Below are 25,365 nucleotides of genomic sequence, written 5' to 3'. Positions count from 1 at the left end.
CCTACGGATGGTGCTGCTTGACCAGGCTGTTGCGGCCCGATGTCCTCCAGCGATGATAGAGTTCCTCGATGCCGGCGCGAAGCGCGATCTTGTGCGACCAGCCGAGCCGGTGAAGGCGGGAGCTGTCCAGGAGCTTGCGAGGCGCGCCATCCGGCTTGAAGGCATCGAAGACGATGCGGCCGCGAAAATCGATGACGTCGGCGATCAGGAAGGCGAGTTCGCCGATGCTGATCTCCTCGCCCGAGCCGATATTGATCAGTTTGGGACTTTCATATCCCTTCATCAGGAAGACGCAGGCGTCGGCGAGGTCGTCGACATGCAGGAACTCCCGCTTCGGCGTGCCCGTGCCCCAGACCACGACGCTGTCGCGATGACTGACCCGCGCATCGTGCATCTTGCGGATTAGCGCCGGGATGACATGCGAATGGTCGAGGTCGAAATTGTCGTTCTGGCCGTAGAGGTTCGTCGGCATCACCGAAATGAAGCGACAGCCATGCTGCTCGGCATAGGCGCTGGCGAGCTTTATGCCGGCGATCTTGGCGATGGCATAGGCCTCGTTGGTCGGCTCCAGGCTGCCGGTCAGCAAGGCGTCCTCGGTGATCGGCTGCTCGGCATGTTTGGGGTAGATGCAGCTCGATCCGAGGCAAAGCAGCTTTTCGACGCCGAGTTCGGAGGCCGTCTTGATGATGTTGAGGAGGATGAGGGCGTTTTCGGCGAGAAACTCCGCCGGGTAGCGCGCATTGGCGCCGATGCCGCCGACCCTTGCGGCGGCGATGAAGATCGCCTCCGGCCGCGCCTTGCGCATCCAGGCTTCCGTATCGGACTGGCGCGTGAGGTCAAGGTCCTCGCGCGTCACCGTCTGGATGTCGCAGCGCTCCCGTTTCAGCCGGCGCATGAGCGCCGAGCCGACCATTCCGGAATGCCCGGCCACCCAGACCCGCTTGCCACGCAGGTCGTAGGATACCGTGTCGTCTTCAGCCGTGGAGATCATTTCGCCCCTCCTCCTTGGTGATCACCCGCAGGTCCGATTCGACCATCTCCGAGACGAGCTCGCCGAAGGTCACCGTCTGGCGCCAGCCGAGCCGCTCGCGCGCCTTGCTCGCATCGCCAAGCAGGATATCGACCTCCGCGGGGCGGAAATAACGGGGGTCGATCTGGATGAGCGGCTTGCCGCTCTTGCGCTCGTAACCGACCTCGTCGACACCCACGCCGTCCCATTCGATGGATTTTCCCACCACATCGAAGGCGCACTCGACGAATTCCCGCACCGTATGGGCCTCTCCCGTGGCCAGCACGTAGTCGTCCGGCACGTCCTGCTGCACGATCCGCCACATGCCCTCCACATAGTCACGTGCATGCCCCCAGTCGCGCTTCGCATCGAGATTGCCGAGATAGAGCTTGTCCTGCAGCCCCCATTCGATAGCCGCGACCGCCCGGGTGATCTTGCGTGTGACGAAGGTTTCGCCCCTGCGCGGGCTTTCATGGTTGAAGAGGATGCCGTTCGACGCGTGGAAGCCGTAGGCCTCACGGTAGTTGACCGTCATCCAGTAGGCGTAGAGTTTCGCGGCGGCATAGGGGCTGCGCGGATGGAACGGCGTTCCCTCCCGTTGCGGCGTTTCCTTGATGCCGCCGAAGAGTTCCGAGGTCGATGCCTGGTAGAAGCGGCATTGTTCGCCGACCTTCAAGAGCCGCATGGCCTCCAGAAGCCGCAGAGTGCCGAGCGCGTCGGTATTGGCGGTATATTCCGGCGTCTCGAAACTTACCTGCACATGGCTCTGGGCGCCGAGATTGTAGATCTCGTCCGGCTGGACCTCCTGGATAACCCGGCAGAGGTTCGTCGCATCGGTCAGGTCGCCGAAATGCAGGTGGAAGCGCACCCCGGGTGACCGCGGATCGACATAGAGATGATCGATGCGGGCCGTATTGAAGGAGGACGAGCGGCGCTTGAGGCCGTGCACCCGATATCCCTTGGAAAGCAGAAGCTCGGTCAGGTAGGAGCCGTCCTGGCCCGTCACGCCGATGATCAAGGCTGTTTTTTCAGGCATTGTCGCTCTCGCAGGAGGGGCATGCGGGCACAATTCTTCGCTGCCCGTCGTCTCGTGAGTTAGCGATGACGCGGTCCGCGCGGCAAGGTGGCCGTTCGGGGGACGGGGATCGTCTCGCTTTCTCCGGATCGGACGAGGCCGCACCTCCGCCCGACGAAGGTCTAGCCACCCTCGTCGGAAGGCGTAGGCCGGGTGCGGGGGCAAAATACCCCCTAGCGCCTTTGGAGAACTTGCCGCCCGTCCGCGTATTGCAGGATCGTAACCCGCAGGAATTGTGATCCCGGGGGGCTCATGCGGACGATCTTCGTCAATCGATATTTCCATCCCGACCAGTCGGCGACGAGCCGCATGGTATCGGCGCTCGCTTTCGGCCTGGCGCGGCAGGGCGGCGAGGTCGCGGTCGTCGCGAGCCGCACCCGCCATGACCAGGCCGACGTTCCCCTCGCCGGGCGGGAAACCTGCTCCGGCGTGGATGTCGTCAGGCTTTCCACCTCGCGCTTCGGCCGCGGCACCCTGCCCGGCCGCGCCATCGACTACCTCTCCTTCCACCTCGCGGCCTTCGGCTGGCTCATCCGCAATGTCCGGCGCGGCGACGTGGTGGTGGTCTGCACCGATCCGCCGCTCATTTCGCTCGGCTGCGCGCTGCCCATCCGGCTACGCGGCGGCGAGATGGTCAACTGGGTCATGGACCTCTTTCCCGAAACCGCCATCGAACTCGGCCTCTTCAGAAGGGCGCCCGTGCTCGGGCGGATCGCCGCCTGGCTGCGCGACCGGTCGGTCGCCCGCGCGCGCCTCACGATCTGCCCGACGGAGCGGATGGCGGATTACCTGCTCGCGCGCGGCGCACCGGCAGATCGCATGCGCGTGTTGCACCACTGGTCCGATGCCGCCGAGATCCGCCCTGTGCCGCGCGACGAAAACCCCCTTCGCGCCGCCTGGGACTACACCCATAAATTCGTCGTCGGTTATTCCGGCAATTTTGGCCGCGCCCATGAATTCGCCACGCTGATCGAGGCCGCGACCCTTTTGCAGGACCGGCAGGACATCCGCTTCCTGATGGTCGGCGGCGGCCACAAGCTCGCCTCCGTCCAGGGTGCCGTGCGCGAACGCGGCCTCGCCAATGTCGCCTTCAAGCCGCTGCAACCGGCCGAACAGCTTGCCGAAAGTCTTGGCGTGCCGGATCTGCACGTCGTCTCCCTGCTACCGCGCCTCGAACATTGCATCATCCCGAGCAAGTTCTACGGCATCCTCGCCGCCGGCAGGCCGACGCTCTTCATCGGCGATCCGAAAGGCAGCGTCGCGGCCGTCATCGATGCCGAGGGTTGCGGGGTGAACATCGCGATCGGCGAGGCCGAAAGGCTCGCCCGCACGATCGCCGAGCTGGCGGCATCGCCGGAAAGGGTCGTCGCGATGGGCGAGACCGCGAGGGCCGTGCTCGAAGCCGACTACGCCTATGACCGCGCGCTCGCCACCTGGCGCGTGCTGCTGCGGGATCTCGCCGAGACCACGCCCGCGCCGGCCCGCGCCGTCCTGCTGGAGCAGGAGACGTCATGACCGACACCGTCGTCGTCAGCCAGCTCGGCGCCCGCATGCACTATGCCGTCGCCCGCATCCTGGCGAAGGAAGGCCGGCTCGGCCATTTCTTCACCGATATCTGCGGCACCAAGAGTTGGCCTTCGCTCCTCCACCGGTTGCCCCAATCGATACTGCCGCGGCCGGTGCGGCGGCTGGTCGGGCGCGTGCCAAATGGGGTTCCGCCGGAACTGATCACGGATTTTCCGCTCTTCGGCGTGCGCTCCGCCATCCGGCGCCTGCGCATGGAGGACCAGGCCGGAGAAATGTCCCATGCCGTGTGGGCCGGCAGCCGCTTCTCGACGCTCGTCGCGGCCCGTGGTTTTCACAACGCCGCCGGCCTCTATGCCTATAGCGGCGACGCGCTGGAACAGATGCGCGCCGCCAAGAAGCAGGGCCTCTGGGTCGCCGTCGAGCAGATGGTGGCGCCTCGCGCCGTGCTGGAGGCCATCCTCGCCGAAGAGATGGGGCGTTTTCCCGACTGGGCCGGCCCGCCGGCGAAGAACCCGCATGCCGAAACCTTCGCGGCGCGCGAACGCGCCGAATGGGCGCTGGCGGACTGCATCGTCTGCCCGTCCGATTTCGTCCGCGACCATGTCATCGCCGAGGGTGGGCCGGCGGAACGCTGCGTCGTCGTGCCCTACGGCGTCGACGCGAAGGACCGCTCCGATCCGACGCCCCGCGCACCAGGCCCGCTGCACGTCCTGACGATCGGAGAGGTGGGCCTGCGCAAGGGCTCGCCCTATGTGCTGCAAGCCGCCGAGCGCCTCGGCACTGCCGTGCGCATGCGCATGGCCGGCCCCCACCGGCTGCCCGAGCCGGTTCGCCGCCGGATGAGCCGGTCGATCGAGCTCAGGGGCATCGTGCCGCGCGCCGAGATCGCCGGGGAGTACCGCTGGGCGGATGTCTTCCTGCTGCCCTCGCTTTGCGAGGGGTCGGCCACCGTCATCTACGAGGCGCTGGCGTCCGGCCTTCCGGTCATCACCACCTACAGCACGGGCAGCGTCGTGCGGCATGGCGTCGAGGGCCTGATCGTGCCGGAGCGCGACCCGCAGGCGATCGTCGATGCCGTGCGCTACCTCGCCGACAACGAGGACGTCCGCGCAACCATGTCGGCCAATGCACGCCGCACGGCGGCCAGCCACACCGTCGACAGATACGGCGCGCGCCTTCTCGACGTGCTGTCCCGGCTGCACGCCCCCCATGGCGACGAGCCATGAAAATCGTCCATGTCATCACCACCATGGACCCGGACAAGGGAGGCCCGCAGGCGGTCGTGATGCGGCTTGCAGCGGCCCAGGCCAACCTCGGCCATGCGGTGCATGTGGTGAGCCAGGCGGACACGCAGACGCTCGGCCATGTGGCGCGGCTCGGCGAGGCCATTCCCGGCTTCCAGCACATCGTCTGGCACGCCGTGCCGCCGGGCAGGCTGGAAGAGGTGCTCTGCCGCAAGGCGCGGCCGCTTCTGGCGCGCATCCTCGCCGATGCCCACCAGGTCCACCTGCACGGCGTCTGGGAACCGATTCTCGTCTTCGCCGCCGCCATCGCCGCCCGCAACGGCGTGCCCTATTGCGTGTGCCCGGCCGGCATGCTCGACACTTGGAGCCTTGCGCAAAAGCCCTGGAAGAAACGCCTGGCGCTGGCGCTTGGCTGCCGCCGGATGCTCGACCATGCGGCCTTCATCCACGCCCTCAACCGCGACGAGGCGGAGCTGATGCGGCCGCTCGGCCTGAAGGCGCCGGCCGAGATCATTCCGAACGGCGTCTTCATCGAGGAATTCGAACACCTCCCCTCCGCCAAGACCTTTCCCACGCTGATCGGCCTGCCGGCAGAACGGCGCTTCGTGCTGTTCCTCTCCCGCCTGCACTACAAGAAGGGCCTCGACCTTTTGGCCGACGCCTTCCAGCGGGTCGCGCAGGAATGCCCGGATGTCGATCTCGTCGTGGCGGGGCCGGATGGCGGCGCGGAGGACGACTTCCGCGATCTCGTCCGCCGCTTCGGGCTCGAAAGGCGCGTCTTCATGGTCGGCCCGCTCTATGGCGAGACGAAGCTGCAAGCCTTCGTTTCCGCCGCCTGCTTCTGCCTGCCCAGCCGGCAGGAGGGGTTCAGCGTGGCGATCACCGAGGCGCTCGCCTGCGGCACGCCGGTCGTCATCACCCGCGCCTGCCATTTTCCGGAAGTGGCCGTTGCCGGCGCGGGCGCGGTCGTGGCGCTCGATGCGAGGGATGTCGCGAGCGCCCTGGTCGAAACGCTTTCGAATGCGCCGGCAGCCCGCGCCATGGGGCAGAACGGTCGTCGGCTGGTGTTCGAAAACTACACATGGCCGCGCATCGCCCAACTGACGATCGGCCTCTACGAGGCCTATGCGCCGGCAACCGAGAATGTCGGGCTTCCCACCACCTGATGGCTAACCAATCTGCCGGCGGCTGGCGACGGCGCGCGCCGGATTGCCGGCATAGACCGTCCACGGCTCCAGCGCCCGGACCGCGACACCACGCGCACCGAGAACCGCCCCCTCGCCCACCTCCATGCCCGGGCCGACGAAGGCCTCCGCGGCGATCCAGGCGTTGCGGCGCAGCACGATCGGCCGCGCCACGAGCGGAAAGGCCGGCTGCTGAATATCGTGCGTGCCCGTGCACAGATGCGCGCGCTGCGACACGATCGCCAGCGCCTCCAGCGTCACGGGCGCGACATTGTAACAGATCACGCCCGGCCCCATCGAGGCATTCGGCCCCATGGTGAGGTTGCCCGGCCACCAGATGACCGTGCTGCCATGCACGATCGCCGTGGGGTCGAGCTTGGCGCCGAAAAGGCGGAGCAAAAGATTGCGCCAGGGATGGAAGGGCGACGGCGTCCATGCCGCAAGGCACCGCCAGGCGATGAGCCAGGCAAGCCGCATCAGCCGGAAGCGCAGCGCGAAGGTCGGCCCGCCGAGCAGCGGTGCGGCAAGGCCCAGCGTGTCGAAGGCCGGATCGTCATAACGGGATTTCATGGATGGGCCTCCCTGGCATCGGCGTGACGCAATGAGTTTCAACGCCGCGTCCGCTGGCCACGACGGTCGGCATCCCCGGACAAGCAACCGCCAGGAGGCGGGGGCCTCGCATCTCCCGCTCCCGGCGGCGGTCGCAGGCAAGGGGTACCGCCCACAACCCCGTACGGACGAACCTGGTCAAACGGGCAGGCCTTCCTCCCGCCGCCGCAGCTCCTCCGTCTTGATGACGATCATGTATTCATAGGCGGCGAGCAGGCGGCAGTAGTGGTAGCCTTCCCAGCCGTCCCTGAACCCGCCGCGCAGGATATACATGTAGAGGAAACGCGCGGCCGGGCGGAACGGCAGGCGCATCGACAGTTCCTTCATGGCGCGGCGCCGCACCTCGGGCACCCCGCTCAGCAGGTCGCGCCAGGGCACGCGTTTCTCGCGCAGGCTGATCACCGTCTCGCGCGCCTCCGAGGAGGAATAGCGGTTGTGCTTGTCGTACCAGGCGTTCAGGCCCTTGTTGAAACTGTAATGGATGAAATGGGCGTTGAGCCGCCCCTCCGGCCCCTCGGGCAGGCAGCGCGAATGGGCGTCGCGCTCGTAGCGCACGCGATCCGGCCGCACGAGGCGGGTGATCCACGTCGGGTAGAGGCTGCTGTGCTTGATCCAGCGTCCCATGAACATGTTCTTGTAGCGGATGCGGAAGGAGCTTTCGGGGCGCACCGGATCGCGGGCGATCGCCAGCATCTCGTCGCGCAGGTCCGGCGGCGTCACCTCGTCGGCGTCCGGCGTATAGACCCAGGGATATTTGTAGGTGATTTCTTTCAGCCCGTAGGTGCGCTGGTGCGATTCGGTATCGTGCACCCGCTGGTAGACCCGGGCGCCCGCCGCCTTTGCGATCTCCACCGTCCTGTCGGTGCTGTAGGAATCGAGCACGACGATATCGTCGCACCAGTCGAGCGAGGCCAGGCAGGCGGGGAGATTTCTCTCCTCGTTCAGCGTCATGATCAGTACGGAAATCGACATCGGCCGCCCTCCCCCGTTACATCTGCAGCTTAATTGAGGGACGGGCGGCGCGATGGACCCGCCGGCGTGTGGCGGACTCGGCGGCGAGCACGAATGCGGTATGGGCGATCGCGACGAAGACGAGGCCGATCACCATCACAGGCCCCGGAAGATTGAACACCAGGCCGAGATAGCCGACGCCCCCGCACAGGAACGACACCAGGACGATGACATAGCTGGTGGCCGCGGGCGAAAACCCGGTATCGATCAGCAGGTGATGCAGGTGCCGGCGATCCGCCGACATGGGGCTGCGGTGATCGAGCATGCGGCGCACCATCAGGCTCAGCGTATCGACCACCGGAATGATCACCAGCCAGAGCAGGCTCTGGAAGGCGAGCCCCTCCGCGCCGTTCGACAGGCACAGGATCAGGTAGGCGATAATGCCGCCCAGGGCCGTGCTGCCGGCATCGCCCAGATAGACCGAAGCGCGGGCGCGCCAGGGGCTGCGCAGGTTGAAGATGAGAAAGCCGCCGATCGCCGCCAGCAGGAGGGCGACCGGAACGACCAGCCCCTCGGCGCCCGCGTGCAGCGACAGGAGGAGGATCCACACCAGCGCGGCAACGGCGCTGCCGCCGGCAAGCCCGTCGACGCCGTCCAGCATGTTCCAGGCGTTGATCAGCCCGACGATGAAAGCGACGGAGAGCACGAGAAGGCCGATGGGGCCGAAGACGATCCCCAGTTCCAGCAGGTCGCCGAACGACACTTGTCCCAGTCCTTCGGCGGAGATCAGCGTGATCGCGATCAGCACCTGCGCCCCGAAGCGGAAGCGGGCGGGCAGCGCGAACCGATCGTCCGCGACGCCGAGCCCGACGATCAGCAGCGTCGCCGCCCAGAAGCCCGGCCCGCAAGCCATCGGGCCTGAAGCGAGCAGGCTGATGCCGGCGAACGCCAGGAAGATCGCGATGCCGCCGCACAGCGGGATGGCACCCTCATGGATCTTCCGGTGATCCGGCAGATCCATGAGGTGAAGGGGAACTGACAATGAACGCAACAGGACGACGAAGAAGGCGCTCAACGCAAGAGACGCCGAGCTTTCGAGCAGCAAGAAAATCATATGACGCCCCTGCAATCGCCGCGATGCCCTGATCTGGAGCGATCAGGTTGCATGGACGATGATGCAAGCATAGCGATAGAAATGCGGGGCCGACATTTGAGCAAAAGGTCAAGGGACCCTCGTCGAAGCGAAGGAATCCACCCGCAGGGGTACACACGCCTACTCCCTTTCCGCGCCCTTCTCCTCCCTTTGGACAGGTTTCACACGGCACCGCCTTGTTTTGGCGCGCCGATTCGCGGCTTGACATCCGTCGATGAAAATGGAACATAAAGAGAACAAATGGAGGTGCCGATGCAAACCGATGCCGTCGAACGTGCCCTTGCCGAAGTCGCCGCCTGCCGGGCGCTGCGCGAAAAGCAGCAGGCCCACCGGGCCGAGTTCCAGCGCAAGCTGGAGGCGGTCGCCAAGCCCCTTTACGTGCTGAAGAGCAAGCGCCAGCTGGAGCTCCGGCTTCAATGATGCGCGCGGATCGACGGCAAAAGCAGGTTTTTCGCGAGGAAGCGCTGGAAATCCTGGCCTTTCACAACGGCAATGCCCTGGAAGCCTTGCGCACGATGATCGCCGAGCGGGACGCCGTCGAGGAACGGCTCGCCATCGCGACATTGATCATGGCGCGCGGAGACGACGAGGCATGGCGGCCTTCGTGACGACAACGTTTCAGGCCGTCAGCCGAACGCGATCTCCCAGGCTGCACTTCCCACGATGCCGGCAATGAACGCCGTAATCCACGGTAGGAACGGCTTGAGCCGGGCAAACGAGGACACGGCGGCAACCGGCTCCGCATTCGGCGGGGCGGCGGCAGGCGTCTTGGCCTTGGTTTCGGCACCGTGGAGACGCTTGCGGAACAATCGCAGCGCCTTCGCATCGTTCAGTTCGGTGATCTCTTTTTTCGCCACCGCGTAGAGTTTCGGCTCCAGTTCACGCAGTTTACCAGCGGCCAGCCGCTTTTCCAGCTCGGCGAGAGCCAGCTGGATATCGTTGAACGGTATGTCGAACAGGTCGTCGAGCCGGAACCGCCACCACCGTACGCGCATCAGGCGGGCGACCGTCTCTTCGTCGAAACGGTGCCGGATGATGCGCGCAGGGATGCCGCCGACGATCGCATAGGGAGGAACATCGCGCGAGACGACGGAGCCCGCCGCAATGATGGCGCCATCGCCCACGTTCACGCCGGGCAGGATGATCGCGTTGGCGCCGATCCAGACGTCGCTGCCCACGATCGTGCGCTGCGGCACTTGCTTGGGCGGGCTGGTGAACTGCCGCATCGCCTCGGACGGAATCCACTGGCCGTCTCCCCACTGGAAGGAATGCGTCGAGAGCCAGTCGGTCGGGTGGTTGCTGTCGCCGATCACCGCACCGGGGGCGATCGAACAGTATCGCCCGATATGCGCCGTTTGCCCGGAAATCCGGACATTGCCCCGCAGGAAAGTGTAGGCGCCGATCATTCCGCGCGAAGAGATATCGCCGGCAAGCCAGACCGGGCTTTCAACAAGAAGATGGCCCTTGTGCCAGATTTTCGCGCGGTGGACATGAATGTTGGCAATGCCGAAGCTTTCGAGCGGACGCCGTCCCTCTTCTGCATTGTCATTGCGATAAGCAGCAGCGTTCAGGCCGTGCATGTCCATCATTCTCGATCCTCGTTAGGAGGTGAACCCGCCCCGCACCTTAGAATTCCTGCTGGCAAAGCCAACAGCAAAATGCCGCCCGAACCCCTATCGCTGCCTTCACCGCGTCGCGAGCAGCGCGACATAGGCGATGACCGTCAACAGCAGGCCGCGGAAGGCGAAGCCGACGAAGCGGTATTTGTCGTTGGCGATCACGGCGATGGCGTCGGCGTTCTGCATGTATTGCTCGAAGAGATAGTCGATATCGCGGGTCTCGGCGGCCTTGCGGAACCCCTCGCGATGGTGCGGCCAGGCGCCCCAGAAGAGCGAGGTCGCCTTGTCGACGCGGCGCGGCAGCACGACGAGGATCGCAGAGACCATCGAAAAGACCAGCGCGAAGGCGAGCAGGCCGGAAAAGACGATCGTGGACAGGTCGGCGTCCGCATAGCGCGACCAGGTGAACACGGCGCGGCTTTCCGTGGAGGTGACGAGCAGCGCCAGCATGAAGGTAAAGATATAGGCGGCCTTCTGGTCGGAAATCTTCACCTGGTCGTAGAACACGTCGTTGATGCGGCGGATATGGTCGAAATGCTCGACCGCAATGCCCGGAGCGCCGCCCATTGCCCGTTCGAGAATGCTTTGCCGATCATCCGCCGCCGCCATGTCGCTTTCGTTCCCCGTTTTCTTCCTGATAGCCGAGAGGTTTTGGAAAGCAACGGCATGCATGCGGCGCCGCTTGACTTTTTTGAGGGGATGTCGAGTGCTGGCGCCATGCGAAGCCTCGTCCCGCCCTCCCGTCCTACCCTGCCGCGCCCTGCCCGGAGCACCGGCGCATGAAGACGGGACTGCGCTTTCCGTACCGATGGTCGCGCCGCAGCAAGCGCCTCGCGGTGCTCACCTTCGCGGTCATCGTGCTGGTTTCCGCGCTGCCGCAGCTTCCGGGCTGGTCGCTCGCGGACCTGCGCGCCTTCGACTATTTTTCCACCCTCGACGACCCACGCCCGCCGGCCGAAAGCCCCGTCATCGTGGCAATCGACGAGCCGTCGCTGGCCGAGATCAACGCGCAATGGCCCTGGCCGCGCGAATTGCACGCCCGGCTGATCGAAAGCCTGCGCAAGGCCGGCGCCACGGCGATCGGGCTCGACATCATCTTCGCCGAGCCGTCCAACCCGGCTTCCGATGCGGCGCTCGCCAAGGCGCTCGGGCCGGACGTGGTGCTCGCCGGCGACGAGAGCGTCATCGTCACGCCACAGGCCGAGCAGTTCCTGCGCACCACGCCGCTGCCGGCCTTTTCGCAAGCCGGCGCCGTGACCGGCATCGCTTCCATCACGCTCGGCGGCGACGGGGTCTTTCGCGACCTGCCGCGCTACGAGGATGGCTTTGCGCTGGCGCTTGCCCGCATCGCCGGCAAGGCGGCGGTCTCGCCCGCGGGAAAACTGCTGCAATCCTTCGGCCCCTCGCGCAGCTACCCGACCGTCTCCTACTACCAGGCGCTCGACCCGGAAAACATGCTGCCGAAGGACATGTTCAAGGGCCGCGTGGTCATCGTCGGCCTCAGCCTGCAGAATGCACCCGTCATCAATTCCGGCGGCGCCGACGCCTTCGCCACGCCCTATACGGTGCATACCGGCCGGCTGGTGGCGGGGGCGGAAATCCAGGCGACGATCTTCGACAACCTCACCACGGGTGCGGCGATCACCCGCGCCGATACGCCGCTCGCCATCGCGTCCGTCGCCCTTGCGGCACTTTTTTCGGCGGCGCTCGTGCGGCGCGCGACGCGCTGGCAGACGGTCGTGCTCAGCATGTTTGCCACGGCGGTGCTCGCGCTGTTGAGCTTCGCGCTGATCCGCGAGGCGACGCTCTTCGTTTCACCGATCGGCCCCACCGTCGCGCTGCTGCTGGTCGCTGCCGGCCAGACGGCGCTCGACTATGCGGAGGAGCGGCGGCGGCGGCGCGAGATCGTGCGCGCCTTCTCGCAATATCTCTCGCCCGCCCTCGTCGAGCGGCTCGCCCGCGACCCCTCGCAGCTGAAACTCGGTGGCGAGCGGCGCACGCTCTCCATCCTGTTTTGCGACGTACGCGGCTTCACCACCATCGCCGAGACGATGAAGGACGACCCTGAACAACTGACCACGCTGATCAACCGGCTGCTGACGCCGCTGTCCGACATCGTGCTGAAACATGGCGGCACGATCGACAAATATATCGGCGACTGCGTGATGGCCTTCTGGAATGCGCCGCTCGACGACGAGCACCATGCCAGGCATGCGGTCGCCGCCGCGCTCGACATGCTCGATGCGATGGCGACGCTGAATGCCAAGCTGAAGGCGGAGGCGGCAGCGAGCGGCACGCCCTATCACGCCCTGCGCATCGGCATCGGCATCAATACCGGCGACTGCGTGGTCGGAAACATGGGCTCCTCGCAGCGCTTCGACTATTCGGTATTGGGCGACGCGGTGAACCTCGCCTCGCGGCTGGAGGGGGCGTCGAAGGCCTATGGCGTGCCGCTGCTCATCGGCGAGCGCACGGCGATATTGGCGGCGACGGATTTCGCCGTGCTGGAGCTCGACCGTATCACGGTGAAGGGGCGCAGCGGGGCCGCGCCGGTGTTCACCGCCCTGCGCAGCCTGCCGGATGCTGCGAAGGCCCAGCATGCCCGCTTCATCGAGGACAAATATGCCGGACGGCTGACGGCCGACGACGCGACCTTCGATGTGCTGAGCGAGGCAAGCCCGTCGCTGGCGCCCTATTACGCCACCATCCGGTCCGAACATTTCGCGGGCGGCGCCTAGGACCAATCGACATTCAGCTCAGGCCGTGGCGAAAATGGTGGTTTTGCGTGACCCGGAGCGCAGCGTACTCAATGTACGTGAGCACCGGAAGCACGCAAAAGCGCCATCTGCAGACCGGCATGGGCTGAATGTCGATTGGTCCTAAGGGTTCAGGCGTTTTGCTTGGGATGCGACGGAGCGAATTCGGCGACGAGCTCGTGTTTTTCGCCCGGATAGGTCAGCCGCACATGGGTGATGTAGACGCCGCCGCTCCAGGTGCGCCGTTCGACGACCAGACAGGCCGTGCCGGGGGCGATCGCCAGCAGGTCCGCGGCCCGGGCATCGGCGCCGACGGCACGGATGCGGTGTTCGGCGGCACTCCACGGCACGCGGCTGATCAGCCAGGCGCCGGGCGCGGTATCGTCAAAGGTTTCGGCCGCGGCCTCCGGCACGGCGACGAGGTTGATCAGGCGATCCTCCAGGCAGAACGGCTGGGCGCCGGCGAAATGCAGCGCGGAAATCTCCGTCAGCGGTGCGGGTTCCGGCAGGTCCATCAGGCGGCGGTCGGCCGCTTTTGCCGAGCGGTCGAGGCGCGTGCGCTTCTCGTAGCGATAGCGCAGCCCGAGCGATTCGACCTCCAGACGGATATCGTGGATCTCCAGCACGGCCGATTGCGCATGCGGATGGGTGACATAGCTGCCGGATTTGCGCCGCCGCTCGATGAGGCCGCGCTTGACCAGCTCGGTGATTGCCTTGTTCACCGTCATGCGCGAGCACTGGTACTGCTCGGTCAGCTCGTGCTCGAAGGGAATGCGGTGGCCCGGCGGCCATTCGCCCGAGAGGATCTTGCCTTCCACTTCCTCCAAGATGCGGCGATGCAGCGGCGGCTCCTTGGCCTCGGTCCGTGTCTTCTCCTGGTCGATGGAAATGGTCGCCTCCGCGCTTGCCGGACGCAATCGCCCGGTGGGACAAGTCATAGGAAAGGCAGGCCCGCCTTACAATACGCCCTCAGGCGTCCGTGAGCGCCCGCATCGTCGCGGTGAAGCGCCGGCCGATTTTTTCGCGCGCCGCGTGGCGGCCACCCTCGACCTGCTTGCGCCCGTTCACCCAGACGCAATCGACCTCGGCACCGTTGGCAAAAATCCAGCCGTCGAGCAGTGCGTCGCCCGCAAGATCAAGGCCGTGACGGGCCTTGGCGCTGACGAAGTCTGCCGCGTTGCCGGCGGCGATCCCCGCATCCACGCCCAACGCCGCGGCGCCGCCGACCAGCGCGCCATCAAACAGCGCCCGGCCCGTCGAGCCGCCGGGGGCGGCGAGCACATTGCGGGCGCGGTGGGCGAGACGCTCGGAATATTCCAGCTGGCGCAGTTCGTCCGGCAGGCCGATCAGCACGTTGGAATCAGAACCCACGCCGAATCGGCCACCGGCGGCGAAAAACTCCGCCGGGAAGATGCCGTCGCCGAGATTGGCTTCGGTGATCGGGCAGAGGCCGGCGATCGCGCCGGCTTCCGCCATGCCGCGCGTCTCGGTGTCCGTCATGTGCGTGGCGTGGATGAAGCACCAGCGACCGTCGACGGCCTGGTTGTCGAGCAGCCATTCCACCGGGCGGCGGCCGGACCAGGCGATGCTGTCCTCCACTTCCTTCACCTGCTCGGCGATGTGGATGTGGATCGGCTTGTCGCCGGCCATGGTGACGACGGCGGAAAGCTCTTCCGGCGTGACGGCGCGCAGGCTGTGCGGGGCGACGCCGGTAACGCCGCCGGGCAGCGCATCCGTCAGCGTGCGGCAACGCTCCAGCAGCACGGCGTAGGAGTCCCGGTCGTTGATGAAACGGCGCTGCCCTTCGCCCGGCGCCGTGCCGCCGAAGCCGGCATGGGCGTAGAAGACGGGCAGCAGCGTCAAAGCGATGCCGGTGTCGGACGCGGCCGCAGCGATGCGCACGGCCATTTCGGCGATGTCGCCATAGTGCCCGCCGTCCTTGTCATGGTGCAGGTAGTGGAATTCGCCGACGCGGGTAAAGCCGGCCTCCAGCATCTCAACATAGAGCTGGGCGGCGACGGCTTCCACATCATCGGGCGTCATGGACAGTGCGAAGCGATACATGACGTTGCGCCAGCTCCAGAAGCTGTCGCTGCCCGGCCCGCGCGTTTCCGCAAGGCCCGCCATGCCGCGCTGGAAGGCGTGGCTGTGCAGGTTCGGCATGCCGGCGACGATGGTGTCGTGGCGTTCGTCACCCGCTGCGGCGGCGGCATCCGTTTCGAGGCGCGCGATGCGGCCGCCTTCGATATGGAGACGCACATTCTTCGCCCAACCGCCCGTAAGCAGCGCCTGCCTTGCATGAATGACGGCCATGCCGCTCCCTCCCTCTTCCGATCTATCTTCGACGCCGATCCGCAAATTCGCTCTTGCGTCCTCTGCGATTATGTATATACATTATCTTCATCACAGGGAAGAGGCAATCATGGTATCAGCAGCGGAAAAGGACACAGTGCGCGTCTGGCGCAATGCCCGGCTGGCGACGCTCAACGAGAGCCTGCCCGGCCTCGGCATCGTCGAAGATGGCGCGATCGCCGTGCGCGACGGCCGCATCGCCTTCGTCGGTCCTGAAGCCGACCTGCCTGCCGAATTCTCCGCTGCGGAAACCGTCGATTGCGAAGGCCGGTGGATCACCCCCGGCCTCATCGATTGCCACACCCATCTCGTGCATGCCGGCGACCGCGCCCATGAATTCGAGCTGCGGCTTGCCGGCGCCTCCTATGAGGAGATCGCGCGCGCCGGCGGCGGCATCGTCTCCTCGGTCAAGGCGCTGCGCGCTGCCAGCGAAGACGATCTCGTGCGCCAGACGCTGCCCCGCCTCGACGCGTTGATCGCCGAGGGTGTCACGACCGTCGAGCTGAAATCCGGCTACGGCCTCGATACCGAAAACGAACTGAAGTCGCTGCGCGCCGCCCGACGCATTGCCGAGCAGCGCGACGTGACCGTGCGCACCACCTTCCTCGGCGCCCATGCGCTGCCGCCGGAGATGAACGGCGACAAGGCCGCCTATATCGACAAGGTCATTGGCGAAATGCTGCCGGCCATCGCGGCGGAAGGCCTTGCCGATGCGGTGGACGGTTTTTGCGAAGGTATCGCCTTCTCGCCGGGGGAAATGGCGAAGGTTTTTGATGCCGCCAAGCGCTTCGGCCTGCCGGTCAAGCTGCATGCCGACCAGCTTTCGAACCTCAACGGCGCGGCCCTTGCCGCCTCCTACGGCGCGCTTTCGGCCGACCACCTCGAATATACCGACGATGCGGGTGCCGCCGCCATGGCGCAGGCGGGCACGGTCGCCGTCATCCTGCCGGGCGCCTTCTATTTCATCCGCGAGACGAAGAAGCCGCCGGTCGAGCTCTTCCGCAAGCACGGCGTGAAGATGGCCGTCGCGACGGATTCCAATCCCGGCACCTCGCCGCTGACCTCGCTCCTCCTCACCATGAACATGGCCGCCACCCTCTTCGGCATGACCGTCACGGAATGCATTGCCGGCACCACCCGCGAAGCCGCCCGCGCGCTGGGCCTGGTCGACGAAGTGGGGACGCTCGAAGCCGGAAAGTGGGCCGATTTCGTCCTCTGGGACATCGGCCGGCCGGCGGAACTGGTCTACCGCATGGGCTTCAATCCCATGTTTGCCCGTATCCGCAGCGGACATTAGGTCAATTCGCAGCAGGTCAATTCGAAGGCCGGGCTGCATCGAGGAATGCAAAATGACGATCACGCTTCATCCGGGCTCCGTGCCCCTCAAAACCCTTGAATCCATCTACTGGACCGGCATCTCCGCCCGTCTCGAACCGTCCTTCGACGCCGGTATCGAAAAGGCCGCCGCCCGCATCGCGGAAATCGCCGGCGGCGACGAGCCGGTCTACGGCATCAACACCGGCTTCGGCAAACTCGCCTCCATCAAGATCGCAGCTGCCGATGTCGCCACGCTCCAGCGCAACCTGATCCTGTCGCATTGCTGCGGCGTCGGCAAACCGCTGTCCGAAAACATCGTGCGCCTCATCATGGCGCTGAAGCTGATCTCGCTCGGCCGCGGCGCCTCCGGCGTGCGCCTCGATATCGTCCGCCTGCTGGAAACCATGCAGGAAAAGGGCGTTATCCCGGTCATCCCCGAACAGGGTTCCGTCGGCGCCTCCGGTGACCTCGCGCCCCTCGCCCATATGGCGGCCGTGATGATCGGCGAAGGCGAAGCGATTTATGCCGGAGAACGCCTCTCCGGCGGTGCAGCCCTCGCGAAAGCCGGCCTGAAGCCCGTCGTGCTCGCCGCCAAGGAGGGCCTCGCGCTCATCAACGGCACGCAGGTTTCGACCGCGTTGGCGCTCGCTGGCCTCTTCCGCGCCCACCGCGCCGCGCAGGCTGCGCTGGTTACGGGCGCGCTGTCCACCGATGCCGCCATGGGCTCCTCCGCACCGTTCCATCCGGACATCCACACGCTGCGCGGCCACAAGGGCCAGATCGATGCCGCCGCGTCGCTGCGTGCGCTGCTTGCCGGCTCCGTCATCCGCGAAAGCCACATCACCGGCGACGAGCGCGTGCAGGACCCCTATTGCATCCGCTGCCAGCCGCAGGTCGACGGCGCCTGCCTTGATATCCTGCGCTCCGCCGCCCGCACGCTCGAAATCGAAGCCAATGCCGTCACCGACAATCCGCTGGTGCTGTCCGACAACAGCGTCATCTCGGGCGGCAACTTCCACGCTGAACCCGTCGCCTTTGCCGCCGACCAGATCGCCATTGCGGTCTGCGAGATCGGCGCGATTTCGCAGCGGCGCATCGCGTTGCTCGTCGACCCGGCGCTGTCCTTCGGCCTGCCAGCCTTCCTAGCCAAGAAGCCGGGACTCAATTCCGGCCTGATGATCGCGGAAGTCACCTCGGCCGCGCTGATGAGCGAAAACAAGCAGATGGCGCATCCGGCCTCGGTCGATTCGACGCCGACCTCCGCCAACCAGGAAGACCACGTCTCCATGGCCTGCCACGGCGCCCGCCGCCTGCTGCGCATGACGGAAAACCTTTCCGCCATCATCGGCATCGAGGCGCTGACGGCCGCCCAGGGCATCGAGTTCCGCGCGCCGCTCGTCACCAGCCCGGAATTGCAGAAGGTCGTGGCAACGCTGCGCACGGTCGTCGCGACGCTGGAAGAGGACCGCTACATGGCCCCGGATCTCGCCGCCGCCAGCAGCTTCGTCTCGTCGGGCGCGCTCGGCGCCTCTGTTTCCAAGGGCATCCTGCCGGTTCTGGAGGCCTGACATGGCGGTGTTCGAAACCCACCAGGGCACCTCGCCCGTCATCCTCGCCTTCCCGCACACCGGTACGGACGTGCCGGCCGACATATGGGAACGCCTGAACGACAACGGCCGCATCCTCGCCGATACGGACTGGCATATCGAGCGTCTGTATGACGGCCTGCTGCCGAACGTGACGACCGTGCGCGCCACCTTCCACCGCTACGTCATCGATGCCAATCGCGATCCGGCCGGCGTCAGCCTCTATCCCGGCCAGAACACGACGGGCCTCGTTCCGGAAACGGATTTCGACGGCAAGCCGATCTGGAAGGACGGCGAGGCGCCGACCGAGGCGGACATCGCCTCCCGGCTCGCCAATTTCCACGCGCCCTATCATGCGGCCCTTGCCGCCGAAATCGAGCGCGTCAAGGCGATCCACGGCGTGGCCATCCTCTACGATTGCCACTCTATCCGCTCGCTGATCCCCTTCCTGTTCGAAGGCCGGCTGCCGGATTTCAACGTCGGCACCGACATGGGCCGCACCTGCGACAAGGCCATCGAGACGGCGACGTTCGACGCCTGTGCGAAGGCAGAGGGCTACACCAGCATCCTTAACGGCCGCTTCAAGGGCGGCTGGACGACGCGCCATTACGGCAAGCCGGAAACCGGCGCGCACGCCATCCAGATGGAACTCGCGCAGGTGAGCCATCTTGCCACGGAAGCCCCGCCCTTCGCCCTCGACGAGGAGAAGGCCGCGCGGCTGCGCATTGTTTTGACAGACATCCTGAACCGTCTTGAGGCGCTCGCCTCCACCCTTCCACGCTGATCCCGGGAGAACCAGCCAATGACCACCAATCCCCGCCACAACATCCGCGAAATCCGCGCTGCCCGCGGCACCGAGCTCACCGCCAAGAGCTGGATGACGGAAGCGCCGCTGCGCATGCTGATGAACAATCTCGACCCCGACGTCGCGGAAAACCCGCATGAACTGGTCGTCTATGGCGGCATCGGCCGTGCCGCCCGCACCTGGGCCGATTTCGACAAGATCGTCGCCTCGCTGCGTGACCTCGAAGAAAACGAGACGCTGATCGTGCAGTCCGGCAAGCCGGTCGGCATTTTCCGCACGCACAAGGATGCGCCGCGCGTGCTGATCGCCAATTCCAACCTCGTGCCGCATTGGGCCAATTGGGACCATTTCAACGAGCTGGATAAGAAGGGCCTTGCCATGTACGGCCAGATGACGGCCGGCTCGTGGATCTATATCGGCAGCCAGGGCATCGTTCAGGGCACCTACGAGACCTTCGTGGAAGCCGGCCGCCAGCATTACAATGGCGACCTCAAGGGCAAGTGGGTGCTGACCGGCGGTCTCGGCGGCATGGGCGGCGCCCAGCCGCTCGCCGCCGTCATGGCCGGCGCCTCGTGCCTTGCCGTCGAATGCAACCCGGACTCGATCGATTTCCGTTTGCGCACCCGCTACATCGACGAAAAGGCCGACACGCTCGACGAGGCGCTCGCAATGATCGATCGCTGGACGAAGGCCGGTGAAGCCAAGTCCGTCGGCCTGCTCGGCAACGCCGCCGAGATCCTGCCGGAAATGGTCCGCCGCGGCATCCGCCCGGACATGGTCACCGACCAGACGTCCGCCCACGACCCGATCAACGGCTACCTGCCGAAGGGCTGGACGATGGCGCAGTGGAAGGAAAAGCGCGAAAGCGACCCGAAGGCCGTCGAAAAGGCCGCCCGCGCCTCCATGCGCGAGCATGTCGAAGCGATGATCGCCTTCCAGGACATGGGCATCCCGACCTTCGACTACGGCAACAACATCCGCCAGGTCGCCAAGGAAGAGGGCCTCGAAAACGCCTTCGCCTTCCCGGGCTTCGTGCCGGCCTATATCCGCCCGCTGTTCTGCCGCGGCATCGGCCCGTTCCGCTGGGCTGCGCTGTCCGGCGATCCGGAGGACATCCGCAAGACCGACGCCAAGGTCAAGGAACTGCTGCCCGACAACAAGCACCTGCACAACTGGCTCGACATGGCCGCCGAGCGCATCGCCTTCCAGGGCCTGCCGGCGCGCATCTGCTGGGTCGGCCTCGGTGATCGCCACCGCCTCGGCCTCGCGTTCAACGAGATGGTCAAGAACGGCGAACTGAGCGCGCCGATCGTCATCGGCCGCGACCACCTCGATTCGGGCTCCGTTGCCTCGCCGAACCGCGAGACGGAATCGATGAAGGATGGCTCGGACGCCGTGTCCGACTGGCCGCTGCTGAACGCGCTGCTCAACACCGCCTCGGGTGCGACCTGGGTCTCGCTGCACCATGGCGGCGGCGTCGGCATGGGCTTCTCGCAGCATTCGGGCGTCGTCATCTGCGCCGACGGCACGGATGCGGCAGCCGAACGCCTCGGCCGCGTGCTGTGGAACGATCCGGCGACCGGCGTCATGCGCCACGCGGATGCCGGCTACGACATCGCGCTCGATTGTGCCAAGGAAAAGGGCCTGCGCCTGCCCGGCATCCTCGGTAATTGAGGATGCGGCTTCTCCGCAACGTCGAACATCGCCGCATGCCGTGGAAGAACGGCGGCGGCGAGACGGTCGAGGTGATCGTCCATCCGGAAGGCGCCGACCTTTCGGCGTTCGGCTGGCGCGTCAGCATGGCGACGGTGGCGAGCGACGGACCGTTTTCGGTCTTTCCCGGCATCGACCGCACGCTGGCGGTGCTTTCGGGGGACGGCATGGCGCTGTCCATCGAGGGTGTCGGTGAGAAACTGCTGACGCCGCAATCGACGCCCCTCGCCTTCCCGGCCGATGCGCCCACCACGGCGCGCCTCACCGGCGGTCCGATCACCGACCTCAACGTCATGACCCGTCGTGGCGTTTTCCGGCACAAGCTGGCGCGGCACGTCGCGGAAGGCTCCTTGGCTCTGGCGCAATCATCAGGCGAACGCCTGCTGCTGGCGCTTGAACCGCTCGGCGTTTCCACCGCCAACGGCCTCATCGGCCTCCAGCCGCTGGATGCCCTGGTGCTCGATGGCTCGGAGCGTGCCGAGGTGGTCTCGGCCGGCGAAAGTGCGGCCTTCTATCTGGTAGAAATCACTCCGGCCTGAGCCATAGACGGAAGCGATTTCCTTGTCCGCGTTCCAGCGGAATGCTACCTCCCGACACAATCAATCTGTCGGGAGACTTTTTCATGAGACATCGCAAATTCGGCCGCACGGGTTTTACCACCACGGATATCGGCTTCGGCGCCTGGCAGATCGGCGGCGCCTGGGGTGACGTCACGGAGGCGGATGGCCGCGCCGCCCTCCATGCCGCGCTCGACGCCGGCATGTCTTTCATCGACACCGCCGACGTCTATGGCGACGGCCGTTCGGAAAAAATCATCGCCGACGTGCTGAAGGAACGCGGCGGCCAGCGCCCGATGGTGGCGGCCAAGGCCGGCCGCCGGCTCTCGCCGCATGTCGCCGACGGCTACAACAAGGAAAACCTCGAAGGCTTCATCGACCGCAGCCTGAAGAACCTCGGCGTCGAGCGCCTCGACCTCGTGCAGCTGCATTGCCCGCCGACGGAGGTCTATTACCGTCCGGAAGTCTTCCAGGCGCTGGAAGAGATCAAGGCCGCCGGCAAGATCGCCAATTACGGCGTCAGCGTGGAGAAGGTCGAGGAAGCGCTGAAGGCGATCGAGTTCCCGGGCGTCGTCAGCGTGCAGATCATCTACAACATGTTCCGCCAGCGCCCGGCACAGCTCTTCTTCAAGGAAGCCGCCCGCCGCCACGTCGCGATCATCGCGCGCGTGCCGCTGGCAAGCGGCCTGCTCTCGGGAAAGATCACCCGCGAGACGGCCTTTGCTGCGGATGACCACCGCAACTTCAACCGCCACGGCGAATCCTTCGATGTCGGCGAGACCTTTGCCGGCGTGCCCTTCGAGACTGGCTTGCAGGCCGTCGAGGAAATCCGCGCGCTGGTGCCGGCCGGCACGACCATGGCCGCCTTCGCCCTGCGCTGGATCCTGATGTCGGATGCCGTCAGCGTCGTCATCCCCGGCGCGCGCAATGCCGAGCAGGCACAGGCGAACGCCCGGGCCGCGAGCCTGCCGGCCATTCCGGAAGACGTGATGGAAGCGACGCGCGAGGTCTACTACCGCCTCGTCGCCCCGCATGTGCACCAGCGCTGGTAGAGATTGTGCCACATCGATGCCGGCCTTCAGGCCGGCATCGATGACGAAATCCGCCCCGTCAATGCAGGCCGCAAAACCGGAGTCGGAACAGGCGGTTGATCCGGTTTGCGAAGAGACTGAGTCATCTTAAGGCGCGCCCCTTGCGCACCCCCTGCCCGTGTGATCCAACCGCCGGGGTTGGGGTCTGGAGGAATGACGATGATGGAACAATGTTTTCGCTGGTATGGCCCGAAGGATCCGGTGACCCTCGACCATATCCAGCAGGCCGGCGCCACTGGCATCGTCTCCGCACTCCACCACATCTATGATGGCTCGGCCTGGCCGCTGGACGACATCCTCTCCCACAAGGCGACGATCGAGGCCGCGGGCCTGACCTGGTCGGTGGTCGAGAGCATTCCGGTGCACAATTCGATCAAGATCGCCGGCCCCGAGCGCAGCAAATATATCGGCGCCTACAAGAATACGATCCGGGCGCTGGCGAAGGCCGGCATCAGGACGATCTGTTATAACTTCATGCCCGTCTGCGACTGGACGCGCACCGATCTGCTCTACCGCATGCCCTCCACCGGCTATGCGCTGCGCTTTGACGCCGTGGATTTCGCAGCCTACGACCTGCTGGTGCTGCGCCGGAAGGATGCGGAGAAGGATTATACGCCCGCGGCGATCCGCACCGCGAAGGACCGGCTGATCGCGCTCAACGACGATCAGGTGGCGACGATCGAGCGCAACCTCATCGCCGGCCTGCCGGCGACCGAGCGCTCCTACGATCGGGATAGCTTCCGCAAGGCGCTGGAGGAATACCAGGGCATCGACGCCGAGGCGTTGCGCGGCAATCTGCAAGACTTCCTGCGCGAGATCGTGCCGGTGGCGGAAGAGGTCGGCGTCCGGCTGTGCATCCACCCGGATGATCCTCCGTTCTCGCTGTTCGGCCTGCCGCGCGTCGTCGCCTGCGCGGAAGATGCCCGCGCGATCCTTGCCGCGGCACCGAGCACCGCGAACGGCCTCACCTTCTGCACCGGCTCCTATGGTGTCAGGGCCGACAACGACCTGCCGGCCATGGTGCGCGAATTCGGCCCGAACATCCATTTCGCCCACCTGCGCAACGTCACCCGCGAGCCGGACGGCTCCTTCCACGAGGCCGACCATCTCGATGGCTCGACCGACATGGTGGAGGTCGTCGTCGCGCTTCTGGAGGAGCAGGCGCGGCGCAAGGCGGAAGGCCGCGCCGACTGGCGCATTCCCATGCGGCCCGACCATGGCCACCTGCTCGCCGACGATATCGGCAAGGCGCGCATCAATCCCGGCTACTCGCTGATCGGCCGGCTGAAGGGGCTGGCGGAACTGCGCGGGGTCATGCGCGGCGTCTCCCGTTTCATGGCCGCGTGAACATAAACTGAAATGATAGCGACTATCAGGGCTATCTATTTCGTTTATGCGCGGGGCCGCGTTACCGTTCCCTCGGTCACAATCAGAACAGGGGAACGACCATGAAAAAAATGCTGCTCGCGCTGGCTCTGGCAGGCTCCACCCTGCTTTCCGCCCAGGCTTCTGCGCAAACGCTGAAGATCGGCACGGAAGGCGCCTATCCGCCCTTCAACTTCCAGGATTCCGCCGGCAATCTCGATGGCTTCGACGTGCAGATCGGCCTTGCGCTCTGCGAGAAGATGAAGGTCGAATGCGAAGTCGTCGCGCAGGATTGGGACGGCATCATTCCCGGCCTCGTCGCCAAGAAATACGACATGATCATCGCCTCGATGTTCATCACCGAGGAGCGCAAGAAGCAGGTTTCCTTCACGGACCCCTACTATCTCGCCGCCATGACGCATGCCGCGCCGAAGGGCGCCGGCCTCACCGATTTCACCAATGAGGGCATGAAGGGCAAGACGATCGGCGCCCAGTCCGGCACCACGCAGGCCGATTACGTCGCGGCCGTCTATCCCGATGCTGACATCAAGCTCTATCCGACGCAGGACGAAGTGAACCTCGACATGGCGAACGGCCGCCTCGACCTGCAGGTCGGCGACATGATCCCGCTGCTCGACTGGGTCACCAAGAACGACGACGGCAAGGCCTGCTGCGAGCTGGTCGGCACGCCGATCACCGATCCGAAATTCGTTGGCGAAGGCGTGGGCATCGCAGTGCGCCAGGACGACAACGATCTGCGCGAGAAGCTGAACACTGCCCTGAAGGCCATCCGCGAGGACGGCACCTACAAGAAGATCAACGACAAGTATTTTTCCATCGACATCTACACGATGAAATAAATGGACCGGGAGGCGGCTTCGGCCGCCTTGGCTTCATGACAAAGTCTGCCCAAACTCTCCTCCGTCATGGTCGGGCCTGACCCGACCACCCACAGCCGCGGGTGCCGCGTGGATCCTCGGGTTAAACCCGAGGATGACGGCAGTGAGTGGGTGATGGTTGTCACCAAAGCGGGGCGGCTTCGGCCGCCTCTTTCATTTGCGCGATCAAGGCTCGAAACGGGGCGACCTCCCGATGGCCGATCCATCGATGGGCCGGGTGAAAAACGCTTCGGCTTCTCCCTCGTCGTCAAGACTGACCAGAAATGGATGGGGATCGAACGCCCGTCTGGGGCGGAATTCCATGCGTGCGTTCACGCCGTCTGCCAGCAAGTCATCGAGATAGGACCCCGCGAGCCCGCTGGTGCTAAACCGTTCCCACATATGGCAATTTCCCCTTCGTTCGACCGGCAAAATGCGCCTGCGGGCTTTTTGGTTCCGGTAAAAACGAGCCATTGCCGTCGAAAAGCGCATGTCGCCGACCAGGGGTAGTCATTTATCCAGCAGGGGTTGTGAAAGCGGGCGTCCGCCTCGGCTCTTGCCTTTTCCCATGCCG

At 65.7% G+C, this 25,365-nt stretch carries 24 protein-coding genes; 14 read left to right on the top strand and 10 right to left on the bottom strand.

What is annotated here, in order from left to right; all coding sequences use genetic code 11:
- Position 1: 1 nt before the first annotated feature.
- The gene (locus tag GB927_RS20030) at positions 2–991 is read right to left on the bottom strand and encodes a GDP-L-fucose synthase family protein (protein WP_305112021.1); all 990 of its coding nucleotides are present in this window, start codon (positions 989–991) and stop codon (positions 2–4) included.
- Positions 975–2,045 (bottom strand): GDP-mannose 4,6-dehydratase, encoded by a 1,071-nt coding sequence (gene gmd, locus GB927_RS20025; RefSeq protein WP_256118977.1) that lies wholly within the window; start codon positions 2,043–2,045, stop codon positions 975–977. Before gmd ends, GB927_RS20030 begins: the two co-directional genes overlap by 17 nt.
- Before the next feature lie 291 nt (positions 2,046–2,336).
- Between gmd and GB927_RS20020 the strand changes: the two genes are divergently transcribed.
- Genes GB927_RS20020 through GB927_RS20010 form a run of 3 tightly spaced genes read left to right on the top strand, consistent with a single transcriptional unit; the run spans position 2,337 to position 6,021 of the window.
- Entirely contained in the window at positions 2,337–3,599 is a 1,263-nt protein-coding gene (locus tag GB927_RS20020) for a glycosyltransferase family 4 protein (RefSeq protein WP_256118976.1), read from the top strand.
- The gene (locus GB927_RS20015) at positions 3,596–4,837 is read left to right on the top strand and encodes a glycosyltransferase family 4 protein (protein WP_256118975.1); all 1,242 of its coding nucleotides are present in this window, start codon (positions 3,596–3,598) and stop codon (positions 4,835–4,837) included. Before GB927_RS20020 ends, GB927_RS20015 begins: the two co-directional genes overlap by 4 nt.
- On the top strand, positions 4,834–6,021 hold the full coding sequence (locus GB927_RS20010; RefSeq protein ID WP_256118974.1) for a glycosyltransferase: 1,188 nt from the start codon (positions 4,834–4,836) through the stop codon (positions 6,019–6,021). Before GB927_RS20015 ends, GB927_RS20010 begins: the two co-directional genes overlap by 4 nt.
- A gap of 3 nt (positions 6,022–6,024) precedes the next feature.
- Here GB927_RS20010 and GB927_RS20005 read toward each other — a convergent pair whose 3' ends face one another.
- The 3 genes from GB927_RS20005 to GB927_RS19995 form a co-directional block, all read right to left on the bottom strand.
- The gene (locus tag GB927_RS20005; protein ID WP_256118973.1) at positions 6,025–6,609 is read right to left on the bottom strand and encodes a putative colanic acid biosynthesis acetyltransferase; all 585 of its coding nucleotides are present in this window, start codon (positions 6,607–6,609) and stop codon (positions 6,025–6,027) included.
- Between the two features lie 177 nt (positions 6,610–6,786).
- Positions 6,787–7,620, bottom strand: coding sequence for a glycosyltransferase family 2 protein (locus GB927_RS20000; RefSeq protein WP_256118972.1), 834 nt, complete (start codon positions 7,618–7,620; stop codon positions 6,787–6,789).
- Positions 7,621–7,636: 16 nt separating this feature from the next.
- Positions 7,637–8,713 (bottom strand): MraY family glycosyltransferase, encoded by a 1,077-nt coding sequence (locus GB927_RS19995; protein WP_256118971.1) that lies wholly within the window; start codon positions 8,711–8,713, stop codon positions 7,637–7,639.
- A 291-nt stretch (positions 8,714–9,004) separates the two neighbouring features.
- Between GB927_RS19995 and GB927_RS19990 the strand changes: the two genes are divergently transcribed.
- Positions 9,005–9,172: a hypothetical protein gene (locus GB927_RS19990; RefSeq protein WP_256118970.1), complete on the top strand. Its 168-nt coding sequence runs from the start codon at positions 9,005–9,007 to the stop codon at positions 9,170–9,172.
- Complete coding sequence (locus GB927_RS19985; RefSeq protein WP_256118969.1) at positions 9,169–9,360, top strand: hypothetical protein; 192 nt, start codon at positions 9,169–9,171, stop codon at positions 9,358–9,360. Before GB927_RS19990 ends, GB927_RS19985 begins: the two co-directional genes overlap by 4 nt.
- 18 nt (positions 9,361–9,378) lie before the next feature.
- Here the strand turns inward: GB927_RS19985 and GB927_RS34305 are convergent, their stop codons facing one another.
- Both GB927_RS34305 and GB927_RS19975 read right to left on the bottom strand, forming a co-directional pair.
- Entirely contained in the window at positions 9,379–10,341 is a 963-nt protein-coding gene (locus tag GB927_RS34305; protein WP_305112014.1) for a CatB-related O-acetyltransferase, read from the bottom strand.
- 96 nt (positions 10,342–10,437) lie between these two features.
- A complete protein-coding gene (locus GB927_RS19975) occupies positions 10,438–10,980 on the bottom strand; it encodes a Pycsar system effector family protein (protein ID WP_439655518.1) in 543 nt (180 codons plus the stop codon).
- A gap of 170 nt (positions 10,981–11,150) precedes the next feature.
- Between GB927_RS19975 and GB927_RS19970 the strand changes: the two genes are divergently transcribed.
- Complete coding sequence (locus GB927_RS19970) at positions 11,151–13,109, top strand: CHASE2 domain-containing protein (RefSeq protein WP_256118968.1); 1,959 nt, start codon at positions 11,151–11,153, stop codon at positions 13,107–13,109.
- Between the two features lie 149 nt (positions 13,110–13,258).
- Here the strand turns inward: GB927_RS19970 and hutC are convergent, their stop codons facing one another.
- Both hutC and GB927_RS19960 read right to left on the bottom strand, forming a co-directional pair.
- Positions 13,259–14,065, bottom strand: coding sequence for a histidine utilization transcriptional repressor HutC (hutC, locus tag GB927_RS19965; RefSeq protein WP_256118967.1), 807 nt, complete (start codon positions 14,063–14,065; stop codon positions 13,259–13,261).
- Positions 14,066–14,096: 31 nt separating this feature from the next.
- Positions 14,097–15,440 (bottom strand): formimidoylglutamate deiminase, encoded by a 1,344-nt coding sequence (locus GB927_RS19960; protein WP_256118965.1) that lies wholly within the window; start codon positions 15,438–15,440, stop codon positions 14,097–14,099.
- Positions 15,441–15,549: 109 nt separating this feature from the next.
- Here GB927_RS19960 and hutI point away from each other — a divergent pair, with 109 nt between their 5' ends.
- The 8 genes from hutI to GB927_RS19920 all read left to right on the top strand — a co-directional run bounded on the left by hutI (position 15,550) and on the right by GB927_RS19920 (position 24,773).
- A complete protein-coding gene (gene hutI / locus GB927_RS19955; protein WP_256118964.1) occupies positions 15,550–16,776 on the top strand; it encodes an imidazolonepropionase in 1,227 nt (408 codons plus the stop codon).
- 52 nt (positions 16,777–16,828) lie between these two features.
- Positions 16,829–18,364: a histidine ammonia-lyase gene (gene hutH / locus GB927_RS19950; protein ID WP_256118962.1), complete on the top strand. Its 1,536-nt coding sequence runs from the start codon at positions 16,829–16,831 to the stop codon at positions 18,362–18,364.
- A gap of 1 nt (position 18,365) precedes the next feature.
- Positions 18,366–19,166, top strand: coding sequence for an N-formylglutamate deformylase (hutG, locus tag GB927_RS19945; RefSeq protein WP_256118961.1), 801 nt, complete (start codon positions 18,366–18,368; stop codon positions 19,164–19,166).
- An 18-nt stretch (positions 19,167–19,184) separates the two neighbouring features.
- Positions 19,185–20,861 (top strand): urocanate hydratase, encoded by a 1,677-nt coding sequence (gene hutU, locus GB927_RS19940; RefSeq protein ID WP_256118960.1) that lies wholly within the window; start codon positions 19,185–19,187, stop codon positions 20,859–20,861.
- 2 nt (positions 20,862–20,863) lie between these two features.
- Positions 20,864–21,439, top strand: a complete 576-nt coding sequence (locus GB927_RS19935) for a HutD/Ves family protein (protein WP_256118959.1) — start codon at positions 20,864–20,866, stop codon at positions 21,437–21,439.
- An 83-nt stretch (positions 21,440–21,522) separates the two neighbouring features.
- Positions 21,523–22,509: an aldo/keto reductase gene (locus GB927_RS19930; RefSeq protein WP_256118958.1), complete on the top strand. Its 987-nt coding sequence runs from the start codon at positions 21,523–21,525 to the stop codon at positions 22,507–22,509.
- A gap of 201 nt (positions 22,510–22,710) precedes the next feature.
- Positions 22,711–23,895: a mannonate dehydratase gene (uxuA, locus tag GB927_RS19925; protein WP_256119081.1), complete on the top strand. Its 1,185-nt coding sequence runs from the start codon at positions 22,711–22,713 to the stop codon at positions 23,893–23,895.
- 101 nt (positions 23,896–23,996) lie between these two features.
- Positions 23,997–24,773 carry an ABC transporter substrate-binding protein gene (locus GB927_RS19920; RefSeq protein WP_256118957.1) on the top strand — a complete coding sequence of 259 codons (777 nt, stop codon included), beginning with the start codon at positions 23,997–23,999 and terminating at the stop codon, positions 24,771–24,773.
- A gap of 204 nt (positions 24,774–24,977) precedes the next feature.
- Here GB927_RS19920 and GB927_RS19915 read toward each other — a convergent pair whose 3' ends face one another.
- Positions 24,978–25,283: a hypothetical protein gene (locus GB927_RS19915; RefSeq protein ID WP_256118956.1), complete on the bottom strand. Its 306-nt coding sequence runs from the start codon at positions 25,281–25,283 to the stop codon at positions 24,978–24,980.
- Positions 25,284–25,365 lie beyond the last annotated feature (82 nt).

Origin of the sequence: Shinella lacus (assembly GCF_010994755.1) — a bacterium.
Taxonomy (GTDB): Bacteria; Pseudomonadota; Alphaproteobacteria; order Rhizobiales; family Rhizobiaceae; genus Shinella; species Shinella lacus.
The sequence above is the reverse complement of the archived record's forward strand: the minus strand, read 5'-3'. Positions and strand labels throughout refer to the sequence as shown.

What these genes read in the sequence shown, in the direction of transcription:
- GB927_RS20015 (WP_256118975.1), top strand. Translation starts at nt 3,596, where the DNA reads ATGACCGACACCGTCGTCGTCAGCCAGCTCGGCGCCCGCATGCACTAT.
- GB927_RS19970 (WP_256118968.1), top strand. Translation starts at nt 11,151, where the DNA reads ATGAAGACGGGACTGCGCTTTCCGTACCGATGGTCGCGCCGCAGCAAG.
- GB927_RS19975 (WP_439655518.1), bottom strand. Translation starts at nt 10,980, where the DNA reads ATGGCGGCGGCGGATGATCGGCAAAGCATTCTCGAACGGGCAATGGGC.
- GB927_RS20010 (WP_256118974.1), top strand. Translation starts at nt 4,834, where the DNA reads ATGAAAATCGTCCATGTCATCACCACCATGGACCCGGACAAGGGAGGC.
- GB927_RS34305 (WP_305112014.1), bottom strand. Translation starts at nt 10,341, where the DNA reads ATGATGGACATGCACGGCCTGAACGCTGCTGCTTATCGCAATGACAAT.
- GB927_RS19985 (WP_256118969.1), top strand. Translation starts at nt 9,169, where the DNA reads ATGATGCGCGCGGATCGACGGCAAAAGCAGGTTTTTCGCGAGGAAGCG.
- GB927_RS19935 (WP_256118959.1), top strand. Translation starts at nt 20,864, where the DNA reads ATGCGGCTTCTCCGCAACGTCGAACATCGCCGCATGCCGTGGAAGAAC.
- GB927_RS20000 (WP_256118972.1), bottom strand. Translation starts at nt 7,620, where the DNA reads ATGTCGATTTCCGTACTGATCATGACGCTGAACGAGGAGAGAAATCTC.
- hutG (WP_256118961.1), top strand. Translation starts at nt 18,366, where the DNA reads ATGGCGGTGTTCGAAACCCACCAGGGCACCTCGCCCGTCATCCTCGCC.
- GB927_RS19920 (WP_256118957.1), top strand. Translation starts at nt 23,997, where the DNA reads ATGAAAAAAATGCTGCTCGCGCTGGCTCTGGCAGGCTCCACCCTGCTT.
- hutI (WP_256118964.1), top strand. Translation starts at nt 15,550, where the DNA reads ATGGTATCAGCAGCGGAAAAGGACACAGTGCGCGTCTGGCGCAATGCC.
- GB927_RS20005 (WP_256118973.1), bottom strand. Translation starts at nt 6,609, where the DNA reads ATGAAATCCCGTTATGACGATCCGGCCTTCGACACGCTGGGCCTTGCC.
- hutH (WP_256118962.1), top strand. Translation starts at nt 16,829, where the DNA reads ATGACGATCACGCTTCATCCGGGCTCCGTGCCCCTCAAAACCCTTGAA.
- uxuA (WP_256119081.1), top strand. Translation starts at nt 22,711, where the DNA reads ATGGAACAATGTTTTCGCTGGTATGGCCCGAAGGATCCGGTGACCCTC.
- GB927_RS20020 (WP_256118976.1), top strand. Translation starts at nt 2,337, where the DNA reads ATGCGGACGATCTTCGTCAATCGATATTTCCATCCCGACCAGTCGGCG.
- hutC (WP_256118967.1), bottom strand. Translation starts at nt 14,065, where the DNA reads ATGACTTGTCCCACCGGGCGATTGCGTCCGGCAAGCGCGGAGGCGACC.
- GB927_RS19960 (WP_256118965.1), bottom strand. Translation starts at nt 15,440, where the DNA reads ATGGCCGTCATTCATGCAAGGCAGGCGCTGCTTACGGGCGGTTGGGCG.
- GB927_RS19915 (WP_256118956.1), bottom strand. Translation starts at nt 25,283, where the DNA reads ATGCGCTTTTCGACGGCAATGGCTCGTTTTTACCGGAACCAAAAAGCC.
- hutU (WP_256118960.1), top strand. Translation starts at nt 19,185, where the DNA reads ATGACCACCAATCCCCGCCACAACATCCGCGAAATCCGCGCTGCCCGC.
- GB927_RS19990 (WP_256118970.1), top strand. Translation starts at nt 9,005, where the DNA reads ATGCAAACCGATGCCGTCGAACGTGCCCTTGCCGAAGTCGCCGCCTGC.
- GB927_RS20030 (WP_305112021.1), bottom strand. Translation starts at nt 991, where the DNA reads ATGATCTCCACGGCTGAAGACGACACGGTATCCTACGACCTGCGTGGC.
- gmd (WP_256118977.1), bottom strand. Translation starts at nt 2,045, where the DNA reads ATGCCTGAAAAAACAGCCTTGATCATCGGCGTGACGGGCCAGGACGGC.
- GB927_RS19995 (WP_256118971.1), bottom strand. Translation starts at nt 8,713, where the DNA reads ATGATTTTCTTGCTGCTCGAAAGCTCGGCGTCTCTTGCGTTGAGCGCC.
- GB927_RS19930 (WP_256118958.1), top strand. Translation starts at nt 21,523, where the DNA reads ATGAGACATCGCAAATTCGGCCGCACGGGTTTTACCACCACGGATATC.